The 24,236-nt window shown below is 76.2% G+C and carries 23 protein-coding genes and 1 pseudogene; 3 read left to right on the top strand and 21 right to left on the bottom strand.

Annotated features, from left to right (window positions below; translation table 11 throughout):
* Nucleotides 1-19 precede the first annotated feature (19 nt).
* Nucleotides 20-823, top strand: a pseudogene (locus BM048_RS04435) (EamA family transporter); the annotation flags it as partial.
* A gap of 143 nt (nt 824-966) precedes the next feature.
* On the opposite strand, the gene ispF reads toward BM048_RS04435, so the two are convergent.
* The 3 genes from ispF to BM048_RS04450 all read right to left on the bottom strand — a co-directional run bounded on the left by ispF (nt 967) and on the right by BM048_RS04450 (nt 2,879).
* Nucleotides 967-1,497 (bottom strand): 2-C-methyl-D-erythritol 2,4-cyclodiphosphate synthase, encoded by a 531-nt coding sequence (gene ispF / locus BM048_RS04440; protein WP_090031284.1) that lies wholly within the window; start codon nt 1,495-1,497, stop codon nt 967-969.
* Between the two features lie 47 nt (nt 1,498-1,544).
* A complete protein-coding gene (locus BM048_RS04445) occupies nt 1,545-2,330 on the bottom strand; it encodes an IspD/TarI family cytidylyltransferase (protein ID WP_090031064.1) in 786 nt (261 codons plus the stop codon).
* 66 nt (nt 2,331-2,396) lie between these two features.
* Entirely contained in the window at nt 2,397-2,879 is a 483-nt protein-coding gene (locus BM048_RS04450) for a CarD family transcriptional regulator (protein ID WP_090031065.1), read from the bottom strand.
* 309 nt (nt 2,880-3,188) lie between these two features.
* Here BM048_RS04450 and BM048_RS04455 point away from each other — a divergent pair, with 309 nt between their 5' ends.
* Nucleotides 3,189-3,737, top strand: a complete 549-nt coding sequence (locus BM048_RS04455; protein WP_090031286.1) for a hypothetical protein — start codon at nt 3,189-3,191, stop codon at nt 3,735-3,737.
* Nucleotides 3,738-3,873: 136 nt separating this feature from the next.
* Here the strand turns inward: BM048_RS04455 and pstB are convergent, their stop codons facing one another.
* The 6 genes from pstB to BM048_RS04485 all read right to left on the bottom strand — a co-directional run bounded on the left by pstB (nt 3,874) and on the right by BM048_RS04485 (nt 10,032).
* Nucleotides 3,874-4,653 carry a phosphate ABC transporter ATP-binding protein PstB gene (pstB, locus tag BM048_RS04460; RefSeq protein ID WP_090031066.1) on the bottom strand — a complete coding sequence of 260 codons (780 nt, stop codon included), beginning with the start codon at nt 4,651-4,653 and terminating at the stop codon, nt 3,874-3,876.
* Between the two features lie 55 nt (nt 4,654-4,708).
* Entirely contained in the window at nt 4,709-5,677 is a 969-nt protein-coding gene (gene pstA, locus BM048_RS04465; protein ID WP_090031067.1) for a phosphate ABC transporter permease PstA, read from the bottom strand.
* Nucleotides 5,677-6,678, bottom strand: a complete 1,002-nt coding sequence (gene pstC / locus BM048_RS04470; protein ID WP_090031068.1) for a phosphate ABC transporter permease subunit PstC — start codon at nt 6,676-6,678, stop codon at nt 5,677-5,679. Before pstC ends, pstA begins: the two co-directional genes overlap by 1 nt.
* A 91-nt stretch (nt 6,679-6,769) precedes the next feature.
* Nucleotides 6,770-7,858 carry a phosphate ABC transporter substrate-binding protein PstS gene (pstS, locus tag BM048_RS04475; protein ID WP_239078622.1) on the bottom strand — a complete coding sequence of 363 codons (1,089 nt, stop codon included), beginning with the start codon at nt 7,856-7,858 and terminating at the stop codon, nt 6,770-6,772.
* A 258-nt stretch (nt 7,859-8,116) separates the two neighbouring features.
* Nucleotides 8,117-8,836 carry a response regulator transcription factor gene (locus BM048_RS04480; protein WP_090031070.1) on the bottom strand — a complete coding sequence of 240 codons (720 nt, stop codon included), beginning with the start codon at nt 8,834-8,836 and terminating at the stop codon, nt 8,117-8,119.
* Complete coding sequence (locus BM048_RS04485; protein WP_090031071.1) at nt 8,833-10,032, bottom strand: sensor histidine kinase; 1,200 nt, start codon at nt 10,030-10,032, stop codon at nt 8,833-8,835. Before BM048_RS04485 ends, BM048_RS04480 begins: the two co-directional genes overlap by 4 nt.
* A 200-nt stretch (nt 10,033-10,232) precedes the next feature.
* On the opposite strand from BM048_RS04485, the gene phoU reads away from it, so the two are divergent.
* On the top strand, nt 10,233-10,892 hold the full coding sequence (phoU, locus tag BM048_RS04490) for a phosphate signaling complex protein PhoU (RefSeq protein WP_090031072.1): 660 nt from the start codon (nt 10,233-10,235) through the stop codon (nt 10,890-10,892).
* Between the two features lie 93 nt (nt 10,893-10,985).
* On the opposite strand, the gene BM048_RS04495 is transcribed toward phoU, so the two are convergent.
* The 12 genes from BM048_RS04495 to BM048_RS04550 form a co-directional block, all read right to left on the bottom strand.
* A complete protein-coding gene (locus BM048_RS04495; protein WP_090031073.1) occupies nt 10,986-11,723 on the bottom strand; it encodes a phosphoglyceromutase in 738 nt (245 codons plus the stop codon).
* 101 nt (nt 11,724-11,824) lie between these two features.
* Nucleotides 11,825-13,126, bottom strand: coding sequence for a glycosyltransferase (locus tag BM048_RS04500; protein WP_090031288.1), 1,302 nt, complete (start codon nt 13,124-13,126; stop codon nt 11,825-11,827).
* 145 nt (nt 13,127-13,271) lie between these two features.
* A complete protein-coding gene (locus tag BM048_RS04505; RefSeq protein ID WP_175499269.1) occupies nt 13,272-14,579 on the bottom strand; it encodes a lactonase family protein in 1,308 nt (435 codons plus the stop codon).
* Nucleotides 14,580-14,590: 11 nt separating this feature from the next.
* Complete coding sequence (locus BM048_RS04510; RefSeq protein WP_090031075.1) at nt 14,591-14,944, bottom strand: histone-like nucleoid-structuring protein Lsr2; 354 nt, start codon at nt 14,942-14,944, stop codon at nt 14,591-14,593.
* Between the two features lie 277 nt (nt 14,945-15,221).
* The gene (locus tag BM048_RS04515) at nt 15,222-15,479 is read right to left on the bottom strand and encodes a hypothetical protein (RefSeq protein WP_090031076.1); all 258 of its coding nucleotides are present in this window, start codon (nt 15,477-15,479) and stop codon (nt 15,222-15,224) included.
* A gap of 74 nt (nt 15,480-15,553) precedes the next feature.
* Nucleotides 15,554-16,987, bottom strand: coding sequence for a lysine--tRNA ligase (gene lysS / locus BM048_RS04520; RefSeq protein WP_239078624.1), 1,434 nt, complete (start codon nt 16,985-16,987; stop codon nt 15,554-15,556).
* 194 nt (nt 16,988-17,181) lie between these two features.
* A complete protein-coding gene (gene nadC / locus BM048_RS04525; protein WP_090031078.1) occupies nt 17,182-18,135 on the bottom strand; it encodes a carboxylating nicotinate-nucleotide diphosphorylase in 954 nt (317 codons plus the stop codon).
* A 4-nt stretch (nt 18,136-18,139) separates the two neighbouring features.
* Complete coding sequence (locus tag BM048_RS04530) at nt 18,140-19,873, bottom strand: L-aspartate oxidase (RefSeq protein ID WP_090031079.1); 1,734 nt, start codon at nt 19,871-19,873, stop codon at nt 18,140-18,142.
* Nucleotides 19,870-20,877 (bottom strand): pantoate--beta-alanine ligase, encoded by a 1,008-nt coding sequence (panC, locus tag BM048_RS04535; RefSeq protein WP_090031080.1) that lies wholly within the window; start codon nt 20,875-20,877, stop codon nt 19,870-19,872. Before panC ends, BM048_RS04530 begins: the two co-directional genes overlap by 4 nt.
* A 120-nt stretch (nt 20,878-20,997) precedes the next feature.
* Nucleotides 20,998-21,981 (bottom strand): Rossmann-like and DUF2520 domain-containing protein, encoded by a 984-nt coding sequence (locus BM048_RS04540; protein WP_090031081.1) that lies wholly within the window; start codon nt 21,979-21,981, stop codon nt 20,998-21,000.
* On the bottom strand, nt 21,978-23,699 hold the full coding sequence (locus BM048_RS04545) for a PH domain-containing protein (protein ID WP_239078602.1): 1,722 nt from the start codon (nt 23,697-23,699) through the stop codon (nt 21,978-21,980). Before BM048_RS04545 ends, BM048_RS04540 begins: the two co-directional genes overlap by 4 nt.
* Nucleotides 23,696-24,214, bottom strand: a complete 519-nt coding sequence (locus BM048_RS04550) for a PH domain-containing protein (RefSeq protein WP_090031082.1) — start codon at nt 24,212-24,214, stop codon at nt 23,696-23,698. The genes BM048_RS04545 and BM048_RS04550 overlap by 4 nt, the downstream gene beginning before the upstream one ends.
* Nucleotides 24,215-24,236: the final 22 nt, after the last annotated feature.

Below are 24,236 nucleotides of genomic sequence, written 5' to 3' on the forward strand. Positions count from 1 at the left end.
ACGCTCCTCGCGGCGCAGGATGACGCCCGTGCCGCCCCGTGACCGCCTCACCGCCCTGCTCGTCGCCCTGTGCTGGGGCGTGAACTTCCCCGCCATCCACCTGACCCTGGAGCAGTTCCCGCCGTTCCTGGCCGGGTCGCTGCGGTTCGCGGTGCTGGCCGTGCCGGCGGTCCTCCTCGTCCCGCGGCCGCAGGTGCCCCTGCGGTGGCTGCTCGGGTACGGGCTCGGGTTCGGCACGCTGCAGTTCGCGTTCCTGTACCTGGCGATGGACGGCGGCATGCCGACCGGCCTGGCGTCGCTCGTGCTGCAGTCGAGCGCGCCGTTCACCGTCGTCCTCGGCGCGCTGCTGCTGCGCGAGCGCGTCACCCGACGGCAGGCCGTCGGCATCGCCGTCGCCGTGCTCGGCCTGACGGGCATCGCGGTGCTCCGCGCCGGCGCGCACGGTGCCGGCGGGCTCGTCCCCGTGCTGCTGACCCTGTGCGGCGGGCTGGGCTGGGCGCTGGGCAACCTCGCCAGCCGCCGCGCGCAGGCCCCCGACCCCGTGCGCTTCACGCTGTGGATGTCGACGGTCCCCGTGCTGCCCCTGCTCGCGCTGGCGCTCGTCGTCGACGGGCGGGACGCCGTCGTGCGGTCCTTCACCACGCTGGGCACGGCGACGGGTGCGTGGGCGCTGGCCGGGCTGGCGTTCACCGTGCTGGTCGCGACGCTGCTGGGAACCGGACGCTGGACGGCGCTCATGGCCCGGCACCCGTCGTCCGTCGTCGCGCCCTGGTCGCTGCTCGTGCCGGTGGTCGGCATCGGCACGAGCTGGTGGTGGTTCGGCGAGCGGCCGGCCGGCGGCGAGCTCGCGCTGGCGGCTCTCGTCGTCGGCGGGGTGCTGCTGGGCTCGACCGCCCGACCGGCGCCGCCGCCCCAGCCCGTGCCGCCGTCTCTGTCCGCGGCGCCGTCCCGCGATGCGGCGCGGTCTCAGCCCGCGGTCGCCGTGCCGGCGGGCGCCACGGGCACGACGAGGGCCGTGGCGATCCCCGCCACCCCCTCGCCCCTGCCGGTGAGACCGAGGCCGTCGGTCGTCGTCGCCGAGACCGAGACCGGCGCGCCGACGGCCGCCGACAGCGCCGCCTCCGCCTCCGCCCGCCGGGGTCCCAGCCGCGGCCGGTTGCCCACCACCTGCACGACGACGTTGCCGACCGCGTAGCCGGCCGCCCGGACCTGCCGGGCCGCCTCCGCCAGCAGCGTCGTGCCCGCCGCCCCCGCCCAGCGCGGGTCGGAGGTGCCGAAGACCGAGCCGAGGTCACCGATCCCCGCCGCCGTCAGCAGGGCGTCCGCCGCCGCGTGCGCCGCCACGTCGGCGTCGGAGTGGCCGGCGAGCGGTCGCTCCCCCGGCCACGCCAGCCCGGCCAGGTGCAGCACGGCGCCGGGCGCGGGGTCCGGGTCGTAGGCGTGCACGTCCACGCCGATCCCCGTGCGCGGCAGCCCCGCCGGCACCCCCGCCGCCATCCTGCCCGGCACCTCGTCGGGCACCCCTCCCGCGCCTGCGACGTCGGTCATCCCTGGTCCCCCTCGTCGAGCAGCAGTCGCGCGACCGCGAGGTCGTGCGCCGTGGTCACCTTCATCGCCCGCTCCTCGCCGGGCACCACCCAGACCTCGGCGCCCAGCGCCTCGACGAGACCGGCGTCGTCGGTGAGGGCGGTCGCCTCGTCGCCCGCGAGGTGCGCGGCCGCCGCGTGCGCGCGGTCGAGGAGCGCGCGGTCGAACCCCTGCGGGGTCTGCACCGCGCGCAGCTCGCCGCGGTCGACGGTCGCCAGCACGGGCCACGCCGGGGGCGCGCCCGCCGGCCCGGGTACGGGACCGCCGGCGGCCCCGTGCACCGTCGTCGTGCCCGGTGCCACCTGCGGCCGTCCGACCCGCTTGAGCGTGTCCGTCACGGGCAGCCCCGGCACGACGGCGGCGCGACCGGCGCGCACCTCGGCCTCCACCGCGCGCACGAGGCCGGGACCCGCGAGCGCGCGCGCCGCGTCGTGCACGAGGACGACGTCGACGTCGGGCCCGAGCACGGCCAGCCCCGCCGCCACCGACGCCTGCCGCGAGGCGCCGCCGGCGACCAGCCGCACCGGCACGCCGTCCAGCTCGGCCGGCAGGACCGACGCGAAGGGCGCCTCGCCCCCCGGCGGCACCGTCACGACCACGGAGACGACGACGCCCGACGCGGCGAGGCGTCGGGCGGCGTGGAGGACCAGGGGCTCGCCCGCCAGCGGCACGAGGGCCTTGGGGCCGGCGGCACCCAGACGACGACCGCTGCCGGCGGCGGTCAGCACGGCAGCGGTCGTCATGGCGGAGCGGGGGGACACGTGGTCTCCGGGGCAGGCGGCGGGACCCGTCCGGGCCGCCGCGGTGCGTCAGGAGGCCAGGACCTCGTCGAGGATGGCCTCGGCCTTGTCCTCCTCGGTGTGCTCGGCCAGCGCGAGCTCCGAGACGAGGATCTGCCGGGCGCGGGCGAGCATGCGCTTCTCCCCGGCGGACAGGCCGCGGTCGGCGTCGCGGCGGGAGAGGTCGCGGACGACCTCGGCCACCTTGATGACGTCACCCGAGGCGATCTTCTCGAGGTTCGCCTTGTAGCGGCGCGACCAGTTGGTCGGCTCCTCGGTGTAGGGGGCGCGCAGGACCTCGAAGACCCGGTCCAGCCCCTCTTGCCCGACGACGTCGCGGACGCCGACGAGGTCGACGTTCTCGGCCGGCACCTCGATGGTCAGGTCGCCTTGCGCGACCTTGAGCTTGAGGTAGATCTTGTCCTCGCCCCGGATGGTCCGGGTCTTGATCTCCTCGATGAGTGCGGCCCCGTGGTGCGGGTAGACAACAGTCTCCCCAACCGTGAAAGTCATCTGCAGGTGTCCCCTTTCGCAATGGCCGAGTCTAGCACGCGACCCCTTCGCGACGGCCGTCCCCGTGGTCTGCGTCACACCACCGTGGCGCGCGAATCCGCAGGTCAGCGGCCGGACCTGCGGCGGGACCGCCCGGGGGGCCGCACGCGTCCCCCGACCGATAGGCTCGGGGCCGCACGTCGAGGACCAGACACGACCCCAGGAGCACCCGTGACCGCGTTGCCCGCGTCCCTGCCCGCGCGCCCGTCGCGCCGCCCCGCGCGCCCCCGTGCAGAGGCACGCACCGGGGCCCGCGCCGATGCACGCACGGTGGCGCGGGCCCTGCCCGCCGCCGGGTTCGCGGTGCTCGCCCTGGCCGGCTGCACGGCGACGAACCCCGTCACCACCAACGTGAGCTACGACCCCTCGGACGGCATCGGCGTCACCGTCGGGACCGTCTACGCCCAGAACCTCCTGGTCCTCACGACGGCGGAGGGCGAGCCGGGGGTGCTCGTCGGCGCGTTCACCAACGAGAGCTCGGACGCGGTCGACGTGTCCCTCGAGCTGCCGGGCGGCGAGAGCGACAGCCTCGACCTGGCGGCGGCCGAGGCCGTCTACCTCGGCACGGAGGACGACGAGGGGATCGCCATCGACACGGTGCCCGCGGCACCGGGCGGCCTCGTCGACGTCACGATGTCCACGCCGGAGGGCGGGTCGCAGACGGTCCGCGTCCCCGTGCTCGACGGCACGCTGCCGGAGTACGCCACGCTCGTCCCCACCCCGCCCGGCTCCACCGTCTCCCCGAGCGCGACGCCCGCCCCCAGCGGCTCCGCCGGCGCCGGGAACGAGGAGGGCGAGGAGGGCGAGGAGGAGGGCTGACGCGCCCCCTCCGGGCCCGGCCCGGCGGCCCGGTCGGGCCACCCGGCCCCCACCCGCGCACGGCGACGGAGGCCCGCACCCCGAGGGGTGCGGGCCTCCGTGGCATCGCGGGCACGGCCGGGGCCGCGCGCGCCGGTCAGCCGAAGCGGCCGGAGATGTAGTCCTCCGTGGCCTGCTCGTGCGGGGAGGAGAAGATCGTCGAGGTGTCGTCGATCTCGATGAGGCGACCGGGCTTGCCGGTGCCGGCGATGTTGAAGAACCCCGTGCGGTCGCTCACGCGCGCGGCCTGCTGCATGTTGTGCGTGACGATGACGATCGTGTAGTCGTCCTTGAGCTCGGCGATGAGATCCTCGATCGCGAGCGTCGAGATGGGGTCCAGCGCCGAGCACGGCTCGTCCATGAGGAGCACCTGCGGCTTCACCGCGATGGCGCGCGCGATGCACAGGCGCTGCTGCTGGCCGCCCGACAGGCCCGACCCGGGCCGGTCGAGGCGGTCCTTGACCTCGTTCCAGAGGTTGGCGCCCTGCAGGGACTGCTCGACGAGGTCCTGCGCGTCGCCCTTGGAGATGCGCTTGTTGTTCAGCCTCACGCCGGCCAGCACGTTCTCGGCGATGGACATCGTCGGGAACGGGTTGGGGCGCTGGAAGACCATGCCGACGTGCCGGCGGACCGCGACGGGGTCGACGTCGGAGCCGTACATGTCCACGCCGTCCATGACGACCTTGCCCTCGGCCCGGGCGCCGGGGATGACCTCGTGCATGCGGTTGAGCGTCCGCAGGAAGGTCGACTTGCCGCAGCCCGACGGGCCGATGAGCGCCGTGACCGTGCGGGGCTCGATCGTCATGGAGACGTCGGCCACGGCCAGGAAGCTGCCGTAGTAGATGTTCAGGTCGCTGACGTCGATGCGCTTGGCCATCGGTGTCCTTCGGGGTGTGGTGTCGGCCGGCCGGAGAGGTGCTCCGCCGGGGCGGTCAGCGACCGGCCTTGGGGGCGAAGAAGCGGGCGATGAGGCGCGCGATCAGGTTGAGCGCCATGACGATGAGGATGAGCGTCAGGGCGGCGGCCCAGGCGCGGTCGAAGTTGATCGTCGGGATGCAGTCGGTCGCCCCCGCCACGCAGGACACGTTGCCCTGACGGTACTGCCCGAAGATGTACACGGGCAGGGTCATCATGCGGCCGTCGAAGACGTTGGTGTTGATGCTGTCGACCGTGCCCGCCACGATGAGCAGCGGGGCCGTCTCGCCGATGACGCGGGCGATGGCCAGCATGACGCCCGTCGCGATGCCCGCGATCGCGGTGCGGAGCACGACCTTGAGGATCGTCAGGTACTTCGGCACGCCCAGCGCGTAGGAGGCCTCCCGCAGCTCGTTCGGCACGAGCCGGAGCATCTCCTCGCAGGACCGCACGACGACCGGGATCATGAGGACCGAGAGCGCCACCGACCCGGCGATGCCCAGGCGGACGCCCGGCCCGAAGAACAGCGCGAACAGGGCGTAGGCGAACAGGCCCGCGACGATCGACGGGATGCCCGTCATGACGTCGACGAAGAAGGTGACGGACTTCGCCAGCCGCCCGCGGCCGTACTCGACGAGGTAGATCGCGCACAGCAGCCCGATCGGCACGCTGATGAGCGCGGCGAAGAGGGTGATGAGGAGCGTGCCGAGGATGGCGTGGTAGATGCCGCCGGCGTCCATCCCGCCGAACACGCCGCGCATCGACACCGTGAGGAAGTAGAGGTCGAACCGCTCGAGGCCGCGGCTGATGACGGTCCACGACACCGACACCAGGGGCACGAGGGCCACGGCGAAGGCGAGCGTCACGACCACGGTCATGAGGCGGTCGGCCCGCTTGCGGCTCGGCTCCAGGCCGGCGCCGGTGAGCTGGCGGCGCAGCTCGTCGTCGGCGGCGGGTCGCGTGGGGGCGCTCTGCACGGTGGCCATCAGTTCGCTCCGGAGAACTCGGCCCGGCGCGAGACGATCCAGCGCGCGAGCATGTTGACGGCGAGGGTGATCACGAACAGCACGAGGCCCGTGGCGATGAGCGTGCTGACGCCGTAGGTGTTGGCCTCGGGGAACTGGTTGGCGATGTTCGCCGCGATCGTCTGGTGCTGCCCGGCCTGCAGGAGCGCGAAGCTGTAGGCGAAGCCCGGCGACAGGATCATGAGGACGGCCATCGTCTCCCCCAGGGCGCGGCCGAGACCGAGCATCGCGGCGGAGATGATGCCCGAGCGGGCGAAGGGCAGGACCGCCGTGCGGATCACCTCCAGGCGGGTCGCGCCGAGGGCCAGCGCGGCCTCCTCGTGCAGGCGCGGCGTCTGGAGGAAGACCTCCCGGCAGACCGCGGTGATGATCGGCAGGATCATCACCGCGAGCACGACGCCGACGGTGAAGACCGTGCGGGCGGGGTGGGCCGCGGGACCGTCGAACAGCGGGATCCAGCCCAGGTACTGGGCGAGGAAGTCCTGCACCGGCACGATCCGCGGCGCCAGCACCAGCGAGCCCCACAGCCCGTAGACCACCGAGGGGATCGCGGCGAGCAGGTCCACGAGGTAGCCCAGGCCCTGCGCGAGCCGCCGCGGCGCGTAGTGCGAGATGAACAGCGCGATGCCGATCGCCAGCGGCGTGCCGATGAGCAGCGCGAGGACCGCGGCCAGCAGTGTGCCGAACACGAGCGGCCCGACGTAGCCGAGGATCCCGCCGGCCTCGGGGAACCAGGAGATGCGCTCGGCCAGCTCGGCCGGGCTCGTCGTCACGGCCGGCATCGCCTCGAGCACGAGGAACACCGTCACCGCCGCGAGCAGCGCGAGGATGGTGACGCCCGAGGCGGTGCTCAGGCGGGCGAACGCGCGGTTGGCCAGGCTCGCGCGGCCGTGGGTCATGGACTCCGCCGGGGTCAGCGACGGCTCGGCGCCCTCGGGGCGTCGCGTCGGGGTGGTGCTCATCGGTCCTCCGGGGGTCCGGTGGTCGTTCCGGGGGCGGCGCGCCGGTGGCCGGTCCCGAGCGGGACCGGCCACCAGCGTGACGTGCGTGGCGTCAGGACGCCAGGGTGATGGCGCCGATCGCCGCCGTGACCTGCTCGCGCAGGGTCTCGGAGATCGGGGCGTTGCCCGCGGCGCCCGCCGCGGCCTGCTGGCCGCCCTCCGACGCGAGGTAGGTCAGCCACGCCTTGACGAGGTCGACCTGCTCCTGCTCCTCGTACGCGAGGCAGGCGATCGTGTAGGAGACGAGGACGATCGGGTAGGCGCCCGCCTCCGTGGTGTCGCGCTCGAGCTCGAGCGCCAGGTCGTGCTCCGCGCGCCCCTCGGCGACCGGGGAGGCGTCGACGACCGCCGCGGCGGCCTCCGGCGAGAACGGCACGTACTCCTCGCCGACCTTCACCGCGACGGTGCCGAGCGAGCCGGCGCGCGAGGCGTCGGCGTAGCCGATGGTGCCCTCGGCGCCCTCGACCGTCTGGACCACGCCGGACGTGCCCTGCGCGGACTGCGTCCCGCTGAAGGGCCAGTCGCCCGACGGCTCCTCCGTCCACACCTCGGGGGCGGCGGCGGCGAGGTACTCCGTGAAGTTCTCCGTCGTGCCGGACTCGTCGGAGCGGTTGACGGGCGTGATGGCCAGGTCGGGCAGCGTCACGCCCTCGTTCTCCGCGGCGATGGCCGGGTCGTTCCAGTTCGTGATCGCGCCGGAGAAGATGCCGGCGATCGTCGCGGCGCTCATCTGGAGCTGCTCCGTGACCTCGGGCAGGTTGTAGATGACCGCGATGGGGCTGATGTACAGCGGGAGCTCGGTGACGCCGGCGCCAAAGCAGCGCTCCTCGGCCGTCGCGAGCTCCTCCTCGTCCAGCGCCGCGTCGGAGCCGGCGAAGTCCGTGCCGCCCTCGAGGAACTGGGTACGCCCCGCGCCGGAGCCGGCCGGGTCGTAGGAGACGGACACGTCGGGGTTGGCGCTCTGGAACCCGGCGCGCCAGGCCTCCATCGCCGACTCCTGCGAGCTCGCGCCCGCGCCGACGAGCTCGCCCGACAGCTCCGAGCCGCCCGCCGCGGGGGCGGAGCTCTCGCCACCGGCGGCACCGGGCACGGCGTTGTCCGACCCGCAGGCGGCCAGCGTCAGGGCGAGGGCGCCCACCACCACACCGGCACGAGCCCCACGGCTGGTTCGGTTCAGCTTCACGTCATTCCGTCCGTTCGTCGCACGTCCGCGCACGTCCTGCGCGCCGTGCCCCGACGGTAGGCAGGGGAGGTGACCGGGTGGTCGGGCTCGGGTGAACCGCGGGTGAACGACGGGCGACGACTCGTCCGGGTGACGTCCTGCCCCCTTGACGGCGCGCCCGCGGCGCGGCATAGGTGTGGCCCGGGTCACGCCCGTCCTCGCCGGGCCGGCGACCGGTCAGGCCGTGGCGGGGTCGTCGAGCTTGTAGCCCAGGCCACGCACGGTGACGAGCAGCCGGGGGTCGGCGGGGTCGTCCTCGATCTTGGCCCGCACCCGCTTGACGTGGACGTCGAGGGTCTTGGTGTCCCCCACGTAGTTCGCGCCCCACACCCGGTCGATGAGCTGGCCGCGCGTGAGCACCCGGCCCGCGTTGCGCATGAGCAGCTCGAGCAGCTCGAACTCCTTGAGCGGGAACGCGACGGCGCTGCCGCGCACGTGCACGGTGTGCCGCTCGACGTCGAGGAGCACGGGCCCCACCTCCAGCACGCCGCCGTCCTCGCCCCCGGCGGCGGCACCGGCCCCGCCGGCGCGCGGCCGCCGCAGCACGGCCCGCACGCGGGCGACGAGCTCGCGGCCCGAGTACGGCTTCGTCACGTAGTCGTCGGCCCCGAGCTCCAGGCCGACGACCTTGTCGATCTCGTCGTCCTTGGCCGTCAGCATGACGACCGGCACGTCGGAGGTGAGCCGGATGCGCCGGCAGACCTCCGTGCCCGGCATGCCGGGCAGCATGAGGTCGAGCAGCACGAGGTCGACGGGCGGCTCGGTGGCCGCCTCGAACGCGGCGAGCCCGTCGGGCCCCGTCTCGGCGACCCGCACGTCGTAGCCCTCGCGCCGCAGCAGGAAGGCGAGCGGCTCGGAGTACGAGGGCTCGTCCTCGACGACGAGGATCAGGGTCACGGCACGCTCCGGGTGGTCTCGGGGTCGGGGTCTCGGCCGGGGCCGATGGCCGCCGGCGCCGCCGCCCGCTCCGGGGCGAGCGGCAGCCGCAGGGTGAAGGTGGAGCCGCGGCCCGGGCGCGACCAGACGGCCACGTCGCCCCCGTGGTCCAGGGCGACGTGCTTGACGATGGACAGGCCGAGGCCCGTCCCGCCGGTGTCGCGGGAGCGGGCCGGGTCGACGCGGTAGAACCGCTCGAAGACGCGCTCGAGGTCGTCGGCGCCGATGCCGATGCCCTGGTCGACCACCGCGATCTCCACGACGTCGTCGAGCCGCCGCACCCCGACGCCCACGCGGGTGCCGGGGTTGGAGTAGGCCACGGCGTTGTCGAGCAGGTTGCGCACGGCCGTCACCAGCAGGTTGTGGTCGCCGACGACCTCGCACCCGGCGTCCTCGCCCACGACGATCTCGATCTCCTTGGCCGCCGCCACGGTCCGCGCGCGGTCCGCGGCCTCCCCGAGGACGTCCGCGATGCGCACCCGCTGCGCATCCCCGGGCACCGCCGTGCTCTGGAGGCGCGACAGCTCGATGATCTCCTGCACGAGCTGGCCCAGCCGCGCCGCCTCGGAGCGCATGCGCGTGCCGAAGCGGCGCACCGCCTCCGGGTCCTCCGCGGCCTCCACCGTCGCCTCCGCCAGGAGGGACAGCGCGCCCACGGGCGTCTTCAGCTCGTGCGAGACGTTGACGACGAAGTCCCGGCGCACGGCCTCGAGCCGGCGGGCGCCCGTGAGGTCCTCGGCGAGGACGAGCACGTGGCGGTGCGTCACCTGCGCGACCCGGACCTGCAGGAGCAGCAGCCCGGGCCCGTGGGGACCTCGCGGCACCTCGAGCTCCTCGTCCGCGATGACGCCGTCGCGCCGGACGCGGGCGACGAGCTCGCGGACCGCGACCGGGGCGAGCCGGCCCTCGCGGACGAGCCCGAGCGCCAGCGCCGGGGCGCTCGCCCGCACGACGCGGTCCGACTCGTCCAGCACGACGGCGGCCGAGCGCAGGACGGCCAGGACGCGCACGATCCCCTCGTCCACCGGCGGCGCCGGCAGGGCCGGGACCCGGCGCTGGGCGCGCTCGCTGAGCCGGAACGCCAGCACGGACACGACGCCGACGAGCACGCCGAGCAGCCCTGCGCCCAGCGTGACGACCCCGGTCAGCCCCTCCACAGCGCTCACTGTAGGGGCGGCCCGGCGACGCCCGGACGCCCGCCGACCGTGCGCGCAGGGCCCCGTGCGGAGCCGTGCGGGGCGTGACCCTGGTGTTCACCCGACGGGGACGCGGTGTTCACCTCGACGTGCCAGGCTTGTCCCCAGACCCTGCACGTCGCCGTGCCCGCGCACCGCGCGCACGCCAGGAAAGGACCCGCATGCGTCAGATCTTCGAGGCCGAGCTCAAGGCGCTCGGCGAGGGGCTCGAGAACATGAGCACCCTCGTCCAGCGCGCGATCACGCAGGCCGGCGTGTCGCTGACCAGCACCGACCTGGCGGTCGCCGAGGCGGTGATCGCGGACGACATGGCCATCGACGCCCTCGAGAACGAGCTCGACGAGCGGTGCGTGCGCCTGCTCGCGCAGCAGCAGCCCGTCGCCACGGACCTGCGCGTCGTCGTCACCGCGCTGCGCATCAGCGCGTCCCTGGAGCGCATGGGCGACCTCGCGCGGCACATCGCGCAGGTCGCGCGCGGCCGGTACCCCCGCCACGCCGTGCCCCAGCACCTCACGGAGACCTTCGCGGAGATGGACGCGGCGGCCGTCCGCCTGGCGCACCGGATCTCGGAGCTGCTCGTCACGCGCGACCTCGCGCTCGCCGCGGCCATCGAGGCCGACGACGACCTGCTCGACTCCCTGCACGAGGACACCTTCACGGCCCTGCTCGGCGGGTCGTGGGCGGGCACCGCGCAGGAGACCATCGACGTCACGCTGCTCGGCCGCTACTACGAGCGCTTCGGCGACCACGGGGTCTCCGTGGCCCGGCGCATCGCCTACCTCGTCACCGGCGAGGCCGCGGAGTCGGTCGTCGCGCACTGACGACCGCACCGACGTTCGCGCCCCGACGGGCAGGAGCCCAGGAGCCCGGCACCTCGCTCGAGGTGCCGGGCTCCTGCGGTCGTCCGGGGTGCGTCAGCGGCCCTGGTTGGCGACCGCGGCGATGGCGGCGGCCGCGGCCTCGGGGTCGAGGTACTGACCGCCCGCGGTGACGGGCTTCAGGTCGTCGTCGAGCGTGTAGAGGAGCGGGATGCCGGTGGGGACGTTGAGGCCCGCGATGGTGGCGTCGTCGATGCCGTCGAGGTGCTTGATGAGCGCGCGGATGGAGTTGCCGTGCGCGGCGACGAGGACGACCTTGTCCGCCCGCAGGTCGGGGACGATCTCCTCCTCCCAGTACGGCAGCATCCGGACGAGGACGTTCGCGAGGGCCTCCGTGCGCGGGATGGGCTCGCCGGCGTAGCGCGGGTCGGCGTCCTGGGAGAACTCGGAGCCGAGCTCGATCTCGGGCGGCGGGACGTCGTAGGACCGGCGCCAGAGCATGAACTGCTCCTCGCCGTACGTGTCGAGCGTCTGCTTCTTGTCCTTGCCCTGCAGGGCGCCGTAGTGACGCTCGTTGAGGCGCCACGTCCGCTTCACCGGGATCCAGTGGCGGTCGGCGGCGTCGAGCGCGAGGTTCGCCGTCGTGATCGCGCGGCGCAGGAGCGAGGTGTGCACCACGTCGGGCAGCACGCCCGCGTCCGTGAGCAGTGCCCCGCCGCGCTTCGCCTCCGCGACGCCCTTCTCCGAGAGGGCCACGTCCACCCAGCCGGTGAAGAGGTTCTTGGCGTTCCACTCGCTCTCGCCGTGGCGGAGCAGCACGAGGGTGTAGGTCATGGGCGTCATCCTGCCGCAGGCGCCCGGTGGACGCAGGGACGTCCGTCCCCGGGGGACGGCCGGCGGACCGGGTAGCGCGCCGGGGCGGTGCCGAGGACGGCTCAGCGCCGCCCGGCCCCCTCGCGGGCGACGGCGTACACCTTGAGCACCTGGTCGGCGGCGGCGTCCCAGCCGAACCGCTCCGCGGCCGGCCGCGCCCCCGCGGCGAGCCGCGCCCGCAGCGCGTCGTCGTCGAGCACCTCCTGCAGCGCCGCCGCCCAGCGGTGCGGGTCGTGCCCGCGCACGAGGCGGCCCGACACCCCGTCCTCCACGATGCTGCGCAGCCCGCCGACGGCCGCGGCGACGACCGGGACGCCGCACGCCTGCGCCTCGGCGGCGACGAGGCCGAAGGACTCGCTGCGCGAGGGCATCGCGACGACGTCGGCCGCGCGGAACCACAGCGGCAGGCGCTCGCGGTCCGCCGGCGGCCGCACGAGGACGTCGTCGCCGACGCCGAGGGTCGCCGCGAGCGCGGTCAGCTCCCGCACGGCGGTGGAGCTGCCGCTGGGTCCGCCGAGGACGACGAGCAGCGGCCGCGGCCCCGGCCCGTCGGCCAGCACGCCGAGCGCGCGGACCAGCACGTCCGGGGCCTTGAGCGCCTGCACGCGCCCCGCGAAGAGCACGACGGGCCGGTCGGCGGGCAGGCCCACGGCCTCCCGCGCCGCCCGCCGGTCCCCCGGCGTGAACCGGTCGAGGTCGACCCCCGGCTCGACCACGTGCACGCGGTGCGGGTCGGCGCCGTACAGCTCGACGAGCTCGCGCGCCTCGTCGCCCGTGCTGGCGACGAGGGCGTCCGCCGCCCGCACGACGTCCTCCTCGCCGACGACGCGCGCGGGCGGCTCGGGCCGGTCCCCGGGCGCGAGCGCGGCGTTCTTCACCAGCGCGAGGGTGTGCGAGGTGTGCACGAGCGGGACGTCCCAGCGGTGCGCGGCCAGCAGGCCGACCTGCCCCGACAGCCAGTAGTGCGAGTGCACGACGTCGTACCAGCCGGGCAGGCGGGCCGCCTCGGAGCGCAGGACGCCGGCGGCCATGCTGCACAGCACGGCGGGCAGGTCGTTCTTGTCGAGGGCCTCGAAGGGACCGGCGGGGACGTGGTGCACGAGCACCGGCGGCACGGTCCCGGCCGGCACCTCGTCGGCCAGCAGGAGCGCCCGGGCCGGCTCGCCGCGCAGGGGCCGGCCCTCCGCGTCGCGGCCGTCGAGGACCACCGTGTCGGGCTGCTCGGAGGACGTGGCGCGCGTGAAGATCTCGACGCGGGTGCCGCGGGCGGCGAGCGCCCGCGCGAGCTCCAGGACGTACACGTTCATGCCGCCCGCGTCCCCGGTGCCGGGCTGCTCGAGCGGCGAGGTGTGCACGGACAGCATCGCGACGCGCGGTGCGTGCGGTCCCTTCACGCGGTGTCCTCCGGGCGGGGTGGGCGGGGCCCGCGGGCCCCCGGCGAGGCAGCATCCTGCCGCTGCCGATCCTCCCCCGACCGCGACGTCCGCGCCCGCCCGTCTCGCGGTGCCCTCAGCGGCCGACGACCACGCAGGCGGGTGCGGGGACCGCGAGCCGCCCGCCGACGACCGCCGGCGTGTCGGCGGCGGATGCGTCGGTGCCCGGTGCGTCGGCGCCACCCGCTCCGCCCGGCCGCACGGCCACGACGGCGTCCGCGTGCTGCAGCGCGACCACGGTCCAGCCCGCGAGGACCGCGTGGTGCCGCGGCCAGGCGCCGGGCAGCGCCGTCGTCCACGCGGGCGCCGCCAGGAGCGCGGCCGCCGCGGCGTCGCCGGCGGCGTCGACCCGGCGGTGGACGAGGACGTCGTCAGGGCCGCGGCCGAGGGCCGGTCCGGCGCCGCGCACCCCGACCGTCAGCGTGCCGTCGACGAGGGTCACGTGCGAGGGCAGCGGGTCGGGCGCGGCGCCTCCCGGCGCACCACCCGGCACACCACTCGGCACACCTGTCGGCACGGCGTCGCCGACGAGCGGCACGTCGCCCAGGAGCCTTCCCGTCGACGTCGCCGCGTCCCAGGCGAGGACGTGCAGGCGGCCGTCGAGCTCGCCGACGACGAGCAGGCACGCGCCGTCGGGGGTGACGGCGAGGTGCCGCGGACCGGTGCCGGGAGGCAGGACGGCGGCGGTGCCGTCGGGGTCGACGACGAGCCCCTCCGCGCCGCGACGCACGCGGAAGCGGCGCAGCGTGTCCGTCCCGAGGTCGACGGCCAGCACGGCACCGCCCGGCGCGCGGGCGACGAAGTGGGCGTGGGGCGCCTCCTGCCGGTCGGCGCGCGGGCCGGACCCGGTGGTGCCGTGCACCTGGGTGGGGCCGCCCGCCGCGAGGACCGCGGGTGCGAACCGGCCGTCGTCGGCCAGGGGCAGGACGGCCAGCGTCCCGCCGGTGTAGGTCGCCACCAGGAGCGCGTGCGCGCCCTCGTGCTCGACGACGAGCAGGTGGCAGGGGTCCGCGCCGCCGGCGGCCACGGTGGACAGGGGGCGCAGGGCGTGCCCCTCGACCGCGAACGCCGTCACCGTGCCCTCCGCCGCCTCCCCCACGGCGTAGAGCACGTCGACCCCCGGGTGCAGGGCCAGGAACGACGGGGCCGGGGTTGCCACCACGGGCCCCTCGGCCCCGGGGACGCCGTCGGCGCCGAGCGCGGTCAGCGACCCGTCCGCAGGGTCGAGCACCGCCCGCCAGATCCCCTCGCCCCGGCCGACCGGCGTGCCCGCCCCGGCCGCGGGATACGACCCGAGCCAGAGGGGCACGCCACCGGCTGGCACGCCGTCGGAGGGCACGCCGTCGGAGGGCACGCCGTCGAGGGGCACGCCGTCGAGGGGCACGGCAGACGTGCTCAGTGCGCGGCCTCGTACGCGGCCTTCACCTCGGCCGAGATGCGGCCCCGCTCGGAGACCTCCATGCCGTTCTCCTTGGCCCACTCGCGGATGGCCTGCGCCTCGTTGGACGAGGAGCGCTTCGGCCGGTTCGCGGCGGAGCCCGCCGAGCCGGAGGACCGGCCCTGGCTGCGGCCGCTGCCGACGCGGCGCGCGTGGCCGACCCAGCTCGAGAGCTCGTCACGGAGCTTGGCGGCGTTGTCGGTGGTGAGGTCGATCTCGTAGCTCACGCCGTCGAGCGCGAACGTCACCGTCTCGTCGGCGGTGCCGCCGTCGATGTCGTCCACGAGCAGGACCTGGACCTTCTGTGCCATGGCTTTCTCCGTCATTCGTCGAATTGCACGGGGGGGGTGCGTCGACATCATGTCCGCAGCAAGAGTCGGGCGTCAAACGAAACGCCGTGACATTTCCGCGCCAGCTCTTCCGACCAGTCGATGGTGACCTCTCTCACAGAACCATTGCGGACATCTGTGACCGTTTTCGGGACACCGCGTCGCAAGCGCCGCGCGGCGCCGGATACGTTGTGCGGTGCGTTGTCCGGCGTTGACGCGGCCCGTGCACAGGAATGTCCATGAGTCCGCATGGACCGCGCTATTCCTGCGCGCGCGGGCCTTCCGCGACGTCGTCGTCGCCGGTGCGGGGCTCGTCCTGCGGGCGTCCCTCGTCGAGCACGGTGCGCCGCTCGGCCTCGCGGCGCGCGCGGTCCTCGGCGTCCAGGCGGGCGAGCGCGAGCCGCTCGCGCCGGTCCGCCTGGACGAGGGCGCGCACGACGAACCAGAAGACGAGCCCCACCCCGATCGACGGCAGCACCGCCGCCAGGACCGCACCCAGCTCACCCACCGTGACCACCCACCCTCGTCGCCCTGCCCACCGCGCCCGTCCGCCCGCCCGTCCGCCCGCCCGTCCGCCCGTCCCCCCGCCGGTCAGGAGGGCTTGACCAGCGGGAAGAGGATCGTCTCGCGGATCCCCAACCCCGTCAGCGCCATGAGCAGCCGGTCGATGCCCATGCCCATGCCACCGGCCGGCGGGAGCGCGTACTCCACGGCGGTGAGGAAGTCCTCGTCGAGGCGCATCGCCTCGTCGTCGCCCGCCGCCGCGAGCAGGGCCTGCGCCTCGAACCGCTGCCGCTGCACCACGGGGTCGACGAGCTCGGAGTACGCCGTGGCCAGCTCGAAGCCGCGCACGTACAGGTCCCACTTCTCCACGACGCCGGGGATGCTGCGGTGGTCGCGGGTGAGCGGGCTCGTCTCGACGGGGAAGTCGCGGACGAACGTCGGCGCGTGCAGCGCGTCCCCGACCGTGTGCTCCCACAGCCGCTCGACGAGCTTGCCGTGCGAGAGGCGCCGCGGGTCGACCTCGACCTCGAGCCGCCCGGCGGTGCGCGTGAGCGCCTCGACGGACGTGCCCGGCGTGACCTCCTCCCCGAGCGCCGACGACAGCGAGTCGTACATCGACAGCTGCGGCCAGGTCCCGCCGAGGTCGTACTCCTCGCCGTCGGGGAGCGTCACCACGGTGGTGCCGAGCACGTCCTGCGCCGCCGTCTGGACGAGGTCCTGGGTGAGCGCCGCCATGGTGTCGTAGTCACCGTAGGCCTCGTACGCCTCGAGCATCGCGAACTCCGGGGAGTGCGTGGAGTCCGCGCCCTCGTTGCGGAAGTTCCGGTTGATCTCGAAGACCTTCTCGATGCCGCCGACGACCGCGCGCTTGAGGAACAGCTCCGGCGCGATCCGCAGGTACAGGTCGATGTCGAACGCGTTCATGTGCGTGACGAACGGGCGCGCCGTGGCACCGCCCGGCTGCGTCTGCAGCATGGGCGTCTCGACCTCGAGGAAGGAGCGCCGGTGGAAGTTCTCGCGCAGGGAACGCACGACGCCGGCCCGCAGCCGGACGGTGTCGCGTGCGGGCTGCCGCACGATGAGGTCGACGTAGCGCTGGCGGACGCGCGCCTCCTCGCTGAGCTCGGTGCCCTCGTAGAGGTTCGGCAGCGGACGGATGGCCTTGGCGGCCAGCGTCCAGGCGTCGGCCATGACCGACAGCTCCCCCCGGCGGGATCTGATGACGCGCCCGTGCACGAACAGGTGGTCGCCGAGGTCGACGTCGGACTTGAAGGCGGTCAGCCGCTCCTCGCCGACCTCCGCGAGGCTGAGCATGGCCTGCAGGCGACCGCCCTCCCCGTCCTGCAGCGTGGCGAAGCAGAGCTTGCCCGTGTTGCGGAGGAACACCACGCGCCCGGCGACGCCGACGACCTCGTCCGTCTCCTGCCCGGCCTCGAGATCGGCGTGCGCGGCCCTCACCTGCGCGATCGTGTGGGTCCGCGGGACGCCGACGGGGTAGGGCGCGACGCCCTCGGCGAGCATCCGGGCCCGCTTCTCGCGCCGGACCCGCAGCTGCTCGGGCAGGTCGTCGGCGGCGGGGGCGGGGGTGGGGGCGGGGCCGTCGGTCACGCCCCGATCGTAGTTGGCCGACCCGCGCCCTCCGTCCGGCCCTCGCGTCCGACCCTCCCGTCCGGCCCTCCCGTCCGGCCCTCCCGTCCGGCCCTGCGTCCGGCCCGTCAGGCGGGGCGCAGGTCGAGCGCGAGGTCCAGCACCGGCGAGGAGTGCGTGAGCGCGCCCACGGAGAGCAGGTCCACCCCCGTCGCGGCGACCTCGGCCGCCCGGTCGAGCGTGAGCGCGCCGGTGGCCTCGAGCTCCACGCGCCGGCCGCCCGCACCACCGCCGTGGGCCGCCTCCCAGTCCCGCACGGCGCGCACGGTGGCGGCCAGGACCGGCGTGGGCATGTTGTCCAGCAGCAGGAAGGTCGCCCCCGCCCCGAGCGCCTCGAGCGCCTGCGCGGTGGTGTCCGCCTCGACCTGGACCTCGACGTCGGGGAAGCGCGCCCGCACGGCCGCGACGGCCGCCGCCACCCCGCCCGCCGCCACCACGTGGTTGTCCTTCACCATGGCGACGTCGTGCAGGCCCATGCGCTTGTTCGTCCCGCCGCCGCAGCGCACGGCGTACTTCTCCAGCGCGCGCAGGCCCGGGGTCGTCTTGCGGGTGTCGAGGACGCGGGCACCCGCGCCGGCCAGCGCGTCCGCCCAGCGGCGCGTGTGCGTGGCGACGCCGGAGGCCCGGCACACGACGTTGAGCAGCGTCCGCTCGGCGACGAGGAGCACCTGCACCGGTCCCACGAGCTCGGCGACGACGTCGCCGGGGGCGATCGTGGCACCGTCCCCGAGGCGCCACCGGACCTCCGGCCCCGGCAGGCCCAGCCGCTCGGCGACCGCCGCCAGCACCACCGGCACCGCGACGAGCCCGGCCACGACGCCCGGGGCGCGCGCCACGAGGCCGGCGGTGCCGCGGGCGTCGGCGGGCACGGTGGCCTGGGTCGTGACGTCGCGGCCGGGGGCCGGCCCGAGGTCCTCGTCGAGCGCCGCGACCACGAGCCGGTCCAGCGCCGCCGGGTCGGGCCCGGGGTCGCCCGGCAGGAGGGGAGACAGGACGCGCGGTGCGGTCGGGGGCGTGGTCACGGCGTCAACCTAGCCCGCGGCCGTCCCCGACCACGTCGGTGCGGCGCGAGGTCAGCACGCCGTCGCCGTCCAGGCCGAGCTCGAGGTGCACGCGCCACCGCGCGTCGTCCCGGTCGGGGTGGTCCCCGCGCACGTGCCCGCCGCGCGTCTCCTCGCGCTCGAGCGCCGCCGCTGCCAGGACCGTGGCGACCTGGTGGACGTTCGTCGTCTCCCACTCCGCGGTCTGCGGGGCCGCCAGGGCGCGGCCCTCGTCGCGCCGGACGTGCGCGTCCATCGGCACGGCCGCGAGCGCGGCGGCGGCGCGGCGCAGCCCGTCGCCCGTGCGCAGGACGCCGACGCCGTCCGTGGCGACCCGCTGCACCCGGGCCCGGGCGGCGGCGGCGACGAGCGCGTCGGGTCCCGGTCGCGGCCGGGGCTCGAGCTCCAGCGCGCGACGGTCGGGCGCGCGCTCGGCCACGTGCCGGGCGGCCCGGGCGGCGAACACGAGGCCCTCGAGCAGCGAGTTGGACGCCAGACGGTTCGCGCCGTGCACGCCGGTGCACGCGACCTCGCCGATCGCGTACAGGCCCGGGACCGACGAGAGCCCGACCGTGTCGGTGCGGACGCCGCCCGAGTGGTAGTGCTGCGCCGGCGCGACCGGCACGAGGTCGGTGGCGGGGTCGATGCCGTGCTCGGCCAGGCGGGCGCAGATCGTCGGGAAGCGGGCGCGCAGGCGGTCCGCGCCGAGGTGCCGCGCGTCGAGCCAGACGTGGTCGGCGCCCGTGGCCGCCGTGCGGGCCACGATGGCGCGCGCGACGACGTCGCGGGGCGCCAGCTCGGCCAGCGGGTGCACGTCGGGCATGAACCGCGTGCCGTCGGTGTCGAGCAGGAGGGCGCCCTCGCCGCGCACGGCCTCGGAGACGAGCGTGAGCTGACCCTTCACGCCCGCGCCCAGCCACAGCACCGTGGGGTGGAACTGGACGAACTCCACGTCCGCCAGGCGCGCGCCGGCGCGCAGGGCCGCCGCGGTGCCGTCCCCCGTGGCGCCCGCCGGGTTCGTCGAGGACCGGTAGACCTGGCCGATCCCGCCCGTGGCGAGCACGACGGCGCGGCCGAGGGCGGCACCGACGCCGTCCCGGCTGCCCTCACCGATGACGTGCAGCGTGACGCCGCAGGCGCGGCCGGGCGCGCCGTCCGGACCCGGGGGGCCGGTGAGGACGTCGAGGACGAGCGCGTGCTCGACCACCTCGATGCCCGGGTCGTCCCGCACCGCCTCGAGCTGGGCGACGAGGGCGCGGCTGATCTCGGCCCCCGTGGCGTCGCCGCCCGCGTGCGCGATGCGGTCGGCCAGGTGGCCGCCCTCGCGGGTGAGCGCGAGGTCCCCGTCCGCGGCCCGGTCGAACACGGCCCCGCGGGCGACGAGCTCGCGGACACGGGCGGGGCCCTCGGTGACGAGCACGTCGACGGCGTCCTCGTCGCACAGGCCGACGCCGGCCACGAGGGTGTCCGTGCGGTGCGCCGCCGGGGAGTCGGCGGGGTCCAGCGCCGCCGCGATGCCGCCCTGCGCCCACACCGTGGACCCCGAGGCGAGCACGTCCTTCGTCACGAGCAGCACGCGCGGGACGCGGGTGCGCAGCTCGAGCGCGGCGGTCAGGCCGGCGATCCCCGACCCGACGACGACGGCGTCGGCGTGCACGGTCCAGCCGGGCTCGGGCGCGGCCAGCCGGCGGGCGAGCCGGGGCGCGGCGGGTGCGCTCACGCCGGCCCGTCGCCCGCTGCCGTCGCCGTCGCCGCGCCCGCCACGGCACCCGCGAGCACCAGCTCCTGGTTGTCGATGAGCCGGGTGCCGCCGACCCGCGCGGCGACCAGGAGCAGGCCGGGACCGGCGGCGGCCGCGTCGACGGGGTCGAACGAGGTCGGGTCGACGAGCGCGACGTAGCCCACCTCGTCGGCCACCGGGTCGAGCGCGCGGTCGAGGACCGCCCGCGCGGCGGCGACGACGGCCGGGCCGTCCGCTCCCGCCGTGGCGGCGGCCGCGCCCGCCGCGAGCGCCGCCGGGAGGGCGCGCGCGCGGACGCGCTCGTCCGGCGCGAGGTAGGCGTTGCGGCTGGAGCGGGCCAGGCCGTCGTCCTCGCGCTGGGTGTCGACGGCCAGCACCTCGACGGGGACGTCGAGGTCGCGGACCATCGCGCGCACGGCGGCGAGCTGCTGGGCGTCCTTGCGGCCGAAGAGGGCGACGTCCGGGGCCGTGAGGTGCATGAGCTTGAGGACGACGGTGAGGACGCCGTCCAGGTGACCCGGCCGCGCGGCGCCCTCGAGGACCTCACCGACCGGCCCGGCGGACACGCGGACCGCCGGGTCGCCGCCGGGGTAGACGACGTCGGGGGTCGGTGCGAGGACGACGTCGCCGGGGCCGAGCAGGCCGTCCCCCGACAGCAGCGCCAGGTCGCCCTCGAGGTCGCGCGGGTACCGGTCGAGGTCCTCGCCGGCGCCGAACTGCAGGGGGTTGACGAAGATCGTGACGACGACGGCGTCGGCCACCCGCCGGGCCTCGCGGACGAGGGCCAGGTGGCCCGCGTGCAGCGCCCCCATCGTCATGACGACCGCCCGCCGTCGGCCCGACGGCGCCGCGGGCCCGGCGTCCTGCGCGCGCAGGGCCGTGGCGAGCTGCTCGCGCGTGCGGACCAGCAGGGGGCCGGGTCCGGCCGCCGGCCTCGATGTGCCGGTGGCGGTCGACGTGCTCGCGGTGGTCGTGGTGCTCATGGTGGTGCCTGTCCTCGTGGTGGTGCCTGGTCGTGCGGGGGAGGTGCCGGTCGCGCGTCACGCCGCGCAGGCGTGCGCCGGGGCCGCGGCGGTGCCGGTGGCGGCGGCGCAGGTGCCGTGTCAGCCCGCCGGGGGTGCGCCGCCGGCCGCCTCCGGGCCGGGTGCGTCCAGGACGTCGAGCAGCCGCTGCGCCGCGGACGGGTCGATCATGCCCGCCCCGAGCGCCCGCTGCGTCGCCGCCCGCGACAGCGCCGCGTAGCCGGCGACCACGTCGACGGTCCCCGATCGCGCGGCCAGCGCGCGCAGGGCGGCGAGGTGCTCGGCGACGGTCCCCGCGTCGCCGCGCCGCACGGGTCCCGTGAGCGCGGCGAGGGCGCCCGGGCCGCGGTCGCCCGAGGCGTCGGGCTGCTCCGACCGGACGGCGCCGTCGAGCGCGGCGCCCAGCAGCGGCGCCAGGACGCGGCCCGGCTCGTGCACCCCGGCCGCGGCCAGGGCGTCGGCGGCCTGCGCGACGAGCACGACGAGGTGGTTGGCACCGTGGGCGAGCGCCGCGTGGTAGAGCCCGCGCGCCTCCTCGTCGACGACGACGGGCTCACCGCCGACCTCGACGACGAGCGCCTGCCCGATGGGGAGCACCGCCGCCGGCGCCGTGACCGCGAACCCGCACCCGACGAGCCGGGACAGGTCCAGCGACGTGCCGGTGAAGGTCATCGCCGGGTGCAGCGCCAGAGGGATGACGCCCGCGGGCCGTGCGGGCGCGAGGACGTCCACGCCGTACCGGCCGGCGGTGTGCACGACGATCTGCCCCGCCTGCCACAGGCCCAGCTCGGCCAGGCCGCCGACGAGCGGGGCGAGCGCGTCGTCGGGCACGGCCAGCAGGACGAGCTCCGCGCGGCGCACGACCTCCGGGACGTCGACGACGGGCACGCCCGGCAGCAGCGCCGCGGCGCGCTCGCGCGACTCCTCGGACACCGCGCTCACCGCCACGACGGGGTGCCCCGCGGCCCGTAGCGCGCTGCCGAGCACGGCCCCGACCCTGCCGGCCCCGACGACGCCCACGCCGAGCCGCCCCGGGCGGCGCGAGGCGTCGGCGGTCGCCGTCACGGGGCCGTCCGGACGTCGCGCAGCCACTGCTCCGGCGCGGCGCCCGCGCGGGCGGCCCGGGCACGCACCGACAGCTCGTCGAGCAGCGCGGCTGCGTCGGCCGCGGCGAGGTGGTCCACGCGAGGGCTGACCGGCCCCGGGGTGGAGTGCAGCACCACGGAGGCCAGTCCCAGGCGGCGCTGCAACGGCCCCTGCTCGACGCCGAGCGACTGCGTGCGCTCGTGCGGCACGACCTCGAGGACGCGCGTGAACCGGCCGCGGCGGGCGAGCAGGGCCCGGTCGGTGACGACCGCGGCCCGCCGGCGCCACGCGACGGGGTCGAGGCGGCGGGCCGGGCGCGGCGAGGTGATGGCGCCCTCGCGGGCCGTGGGGTCGGCGGACAGCAGCGTGTCGAGCAGGGCCCGCGGGTCGGCGACGCCGAGGTCCGGCAGCACGAGCCAGACGGCGGTGACGGCCTCGTCGCGCGGGCCGACGGGCAGCAGGACGGTCTCCGACGAGGTCGACTCCCCGCCGCCCCCTCCGCCGTAGCCGGCCACGTTCATCTCGACGCGCCACCAGTCCGGCCCCCGCCACAGGGGGGTCTGGGTGAGGCGCACGGCCTGGACGCGACCCGGCGGCACGGTCTGCGCGCGCTGCTCGGTGAGACCGTGGCGCAGGCGGATGCCGTCGGGGGACGTCGCCGCGCGGAACCCGATGCCGTTGTTGACCCGGCTCCACACGAAGCCCAGGGCCCCGAACACCGCGGGGAAGAGCACGAAGAACCCGCCCGGCTCGCCGAACAGGACCGCCGGCACGGTCACGCCGGCCACGGCGACGAGCGGCCAGACCAGCGCGGAGGAGCGCACCACCGACAGCAGCACACGGCCCGCGGGGACCTCGTAGACCTGCTGCTCCGGGGAGGCGGTGAAGCGGCCGTCGCCGACGCCGACCGGCGCGGCGGCGGGCACGGCCGGCGCAGGGGCGTCCGTCCCGTCGTGGGCGCCGTGCGAGGTACCGCCGTGCGGGCGGTCCTGCGTGCCGGCCGGCCCCACGGCGGGGGGCGCGCCCTCGTCGCCGGTCGTGAGGGTGCGGGCGAGCGGGGCGTCCGCCGGGAGGGGGCCGGTGCCGGGGCGCTGACGGCCGGCGGCCAGCGCGAGCAGCTCCACGCGCAGGTCCTCCGCCTCCGCCTCGCGCAGGAACGCGAGCGCGACCGACGACCCGGTGCCGCCGGCGACGTCGAGGCGCAGCTCCGCCAGCCCCAGCAGCCGCGCGAGCAGGGGCTGCACGAGGTCGACGGCCTGCAGGCGGTCCAGCCGCGCCTGCCGCTGCTGCCGGAAGACCACGCCCTGCCGCAGGTGGACGGCCTCGTCGGTCACGGCGAACCGAGTCATCCGCCACGCCAGCACCGAGGAGGCGAACCCGATCACGCCGACGACGAGCAGCAGCCCCAGCCCGACGAGCCACGCGCGGGCGCCGAGCTCGACGACGAGGTCCACGAAGGAGTCGAGCTGGAACACCGCCACCGCGAGCACGCCGACGACCACCCGCCACCCCCGCACGACCGGCGTCACGGGGTGCATGCGTCGCCAGGCGTAGGCCTCCTCCCCGACGGCCTCGGGCGTGACGGGCGCGACGGGACCATCAGGGGCCGGCGACGGGAGGTCCGGCGTCGCGAGGTCCGAGGTCACGGAGTCCGGCGTGGTGGGGTCCGGCGTCGTCGGGTCCGGCGCGGCGCTCACAGGCCCGCCAGCCTGGCCTCACCGCGCGAGGCCAGGCGGTCCCGCAGCCGCGCCGCCTCCTGCGGCGGCAGCCCGTCGATCGACGCGTTCGTCCCGACGGACGCGGTGTGCAGCTGCACCGACGCGATGCCGAAGCGCCGCGCGAGCGGGCCGGCGGACACGTCGACGTACTGCATCCGCCCGTACGGCACGACGACGAGCTGCCGGAAGAGGATGCCGCGGCGGATGAGCAGGTCGTCGTCCCGCTCGGCGTACTGCAGCGCCCGCACCTGCCGCGGGACCAGCCACAGCGCCCAGAGGAGCAGCGCGACGAGCGCGGCGGGGAACACCCAGACCCACGGCGCGGTGAGGACGGCGACGAGCACGGTCGCCGCCAGCGGCACGAGCAGCGTCAGGGCGATCGCCGTGCAGCGGGCTCCGGCGAGCCGCGGGGACACCGGGGTCCAGGTCACCGCCGCGGGGTCGAACGGGCCGGCGGGCTGCGCGTACCGGACGGCGCCCTCGTCGGTGGTCATGCGGTCATCCTCGCACCGAGCG

The organism is Cellulomonas marina (assembly GCF_900111925.1).
In the GTDB taxonomy this organism is placed as follows: Bacteria; Actinomycetota; Actinomycetes; order Actinomycetales; family Cellulomonadaceae; genus Cellulomonas; species Cellulomonas marina.

Bases quoted from the DNA above. Each gene is read 5' to 3' on its own strand.
- pstC (WP_090031068.1), bottom strand. From the start codon at position 6,678: ATGAGCACCACCCCGACGCGACGCCCCGAGGGCGCCGAGCCGTCGCTG.
- BM048_RS04510 (WP_090031075.1), bottom strand. From the start codon at position 14,944: ATGGCACAGAAGGTCCAGGTCCTGCTCGTGGACGACATCGACGGCGGC.
- lysS (WP_239078624.1), bottom strand. From the start codon at position 16,987: ATGCTCGCCGAGGGCGTCGCGCCCTACCCCGTCGGCGTCCCGCGGACC.
- ispF (WP_090031284.1), bottom strand. From the start codon at position 1,497: ATGGCGGCGGGGGTGCCGGCGGGGCTGCCGCGCACGGGGATCGGCGTG.
- BM048_RS04445 (WP_090031064.1), bottom strand. From the start codon at position 2,330: ATGACGACCGCTGCCGTGCTGACCGCCGCCGGCAGCGGTCGTCGTCTG.
- BM048_RS04550 (WP_090031082.1), bottom strand. From the start codon at position 24,214: ATGACCACCGACGAGGGCGCCGTCCGGTACGCGCAGCCCGCCGGCCCG.
- pstA (WP_090031067.1), bottom strand. From the start codon at position 5,677: ATGGCCACCGTGCAGAGCGCCCCCACGCGACCCGCCGCCGACGACGAG.
- BM048_RS04495 (WP_090031073.1), bottom strand. From the start codon at position 11,723: ATGACCTACACCCTCGTGCTGCTCCGCCACGGCGAGAGCGAGTGGAAC.
- panC (WP_090031080.1), bottom strand. From the start codon at position 20,877: ATGAGCACCACGACCACCGCGAGCACGTCGACCGCCACCGGCACATCG.
- BM048_RS04500 (WP_090031288.1), bottom strand. From the start codon at position 13,126: ATGCTGTCCGTGCACACCTCGCCGCTCGAGCAGCCCGGCACCGGGGAC.
- pstB (WP_090031066.1), bottom strand. From the start codon at position 4,653: ATGGCCAAGCGCATCGACGTCAGCGACCTGAACATCTACTACGGCAGC.
- phoU (WP_090031072.1), top strand. From the start codon at position 10,233: ATGCGTCAGATCTTCGAGGCCGAGCTCAAGGCGCTCGGCGAGGGGCTC.
- BM048_RS04450 (WP_090031065.1), bottom strand. From the start codon at position 2,879: ATGACTTTCACGGTTGGGGAGACTGTTGTCTACCCGCACCACGGGGCC.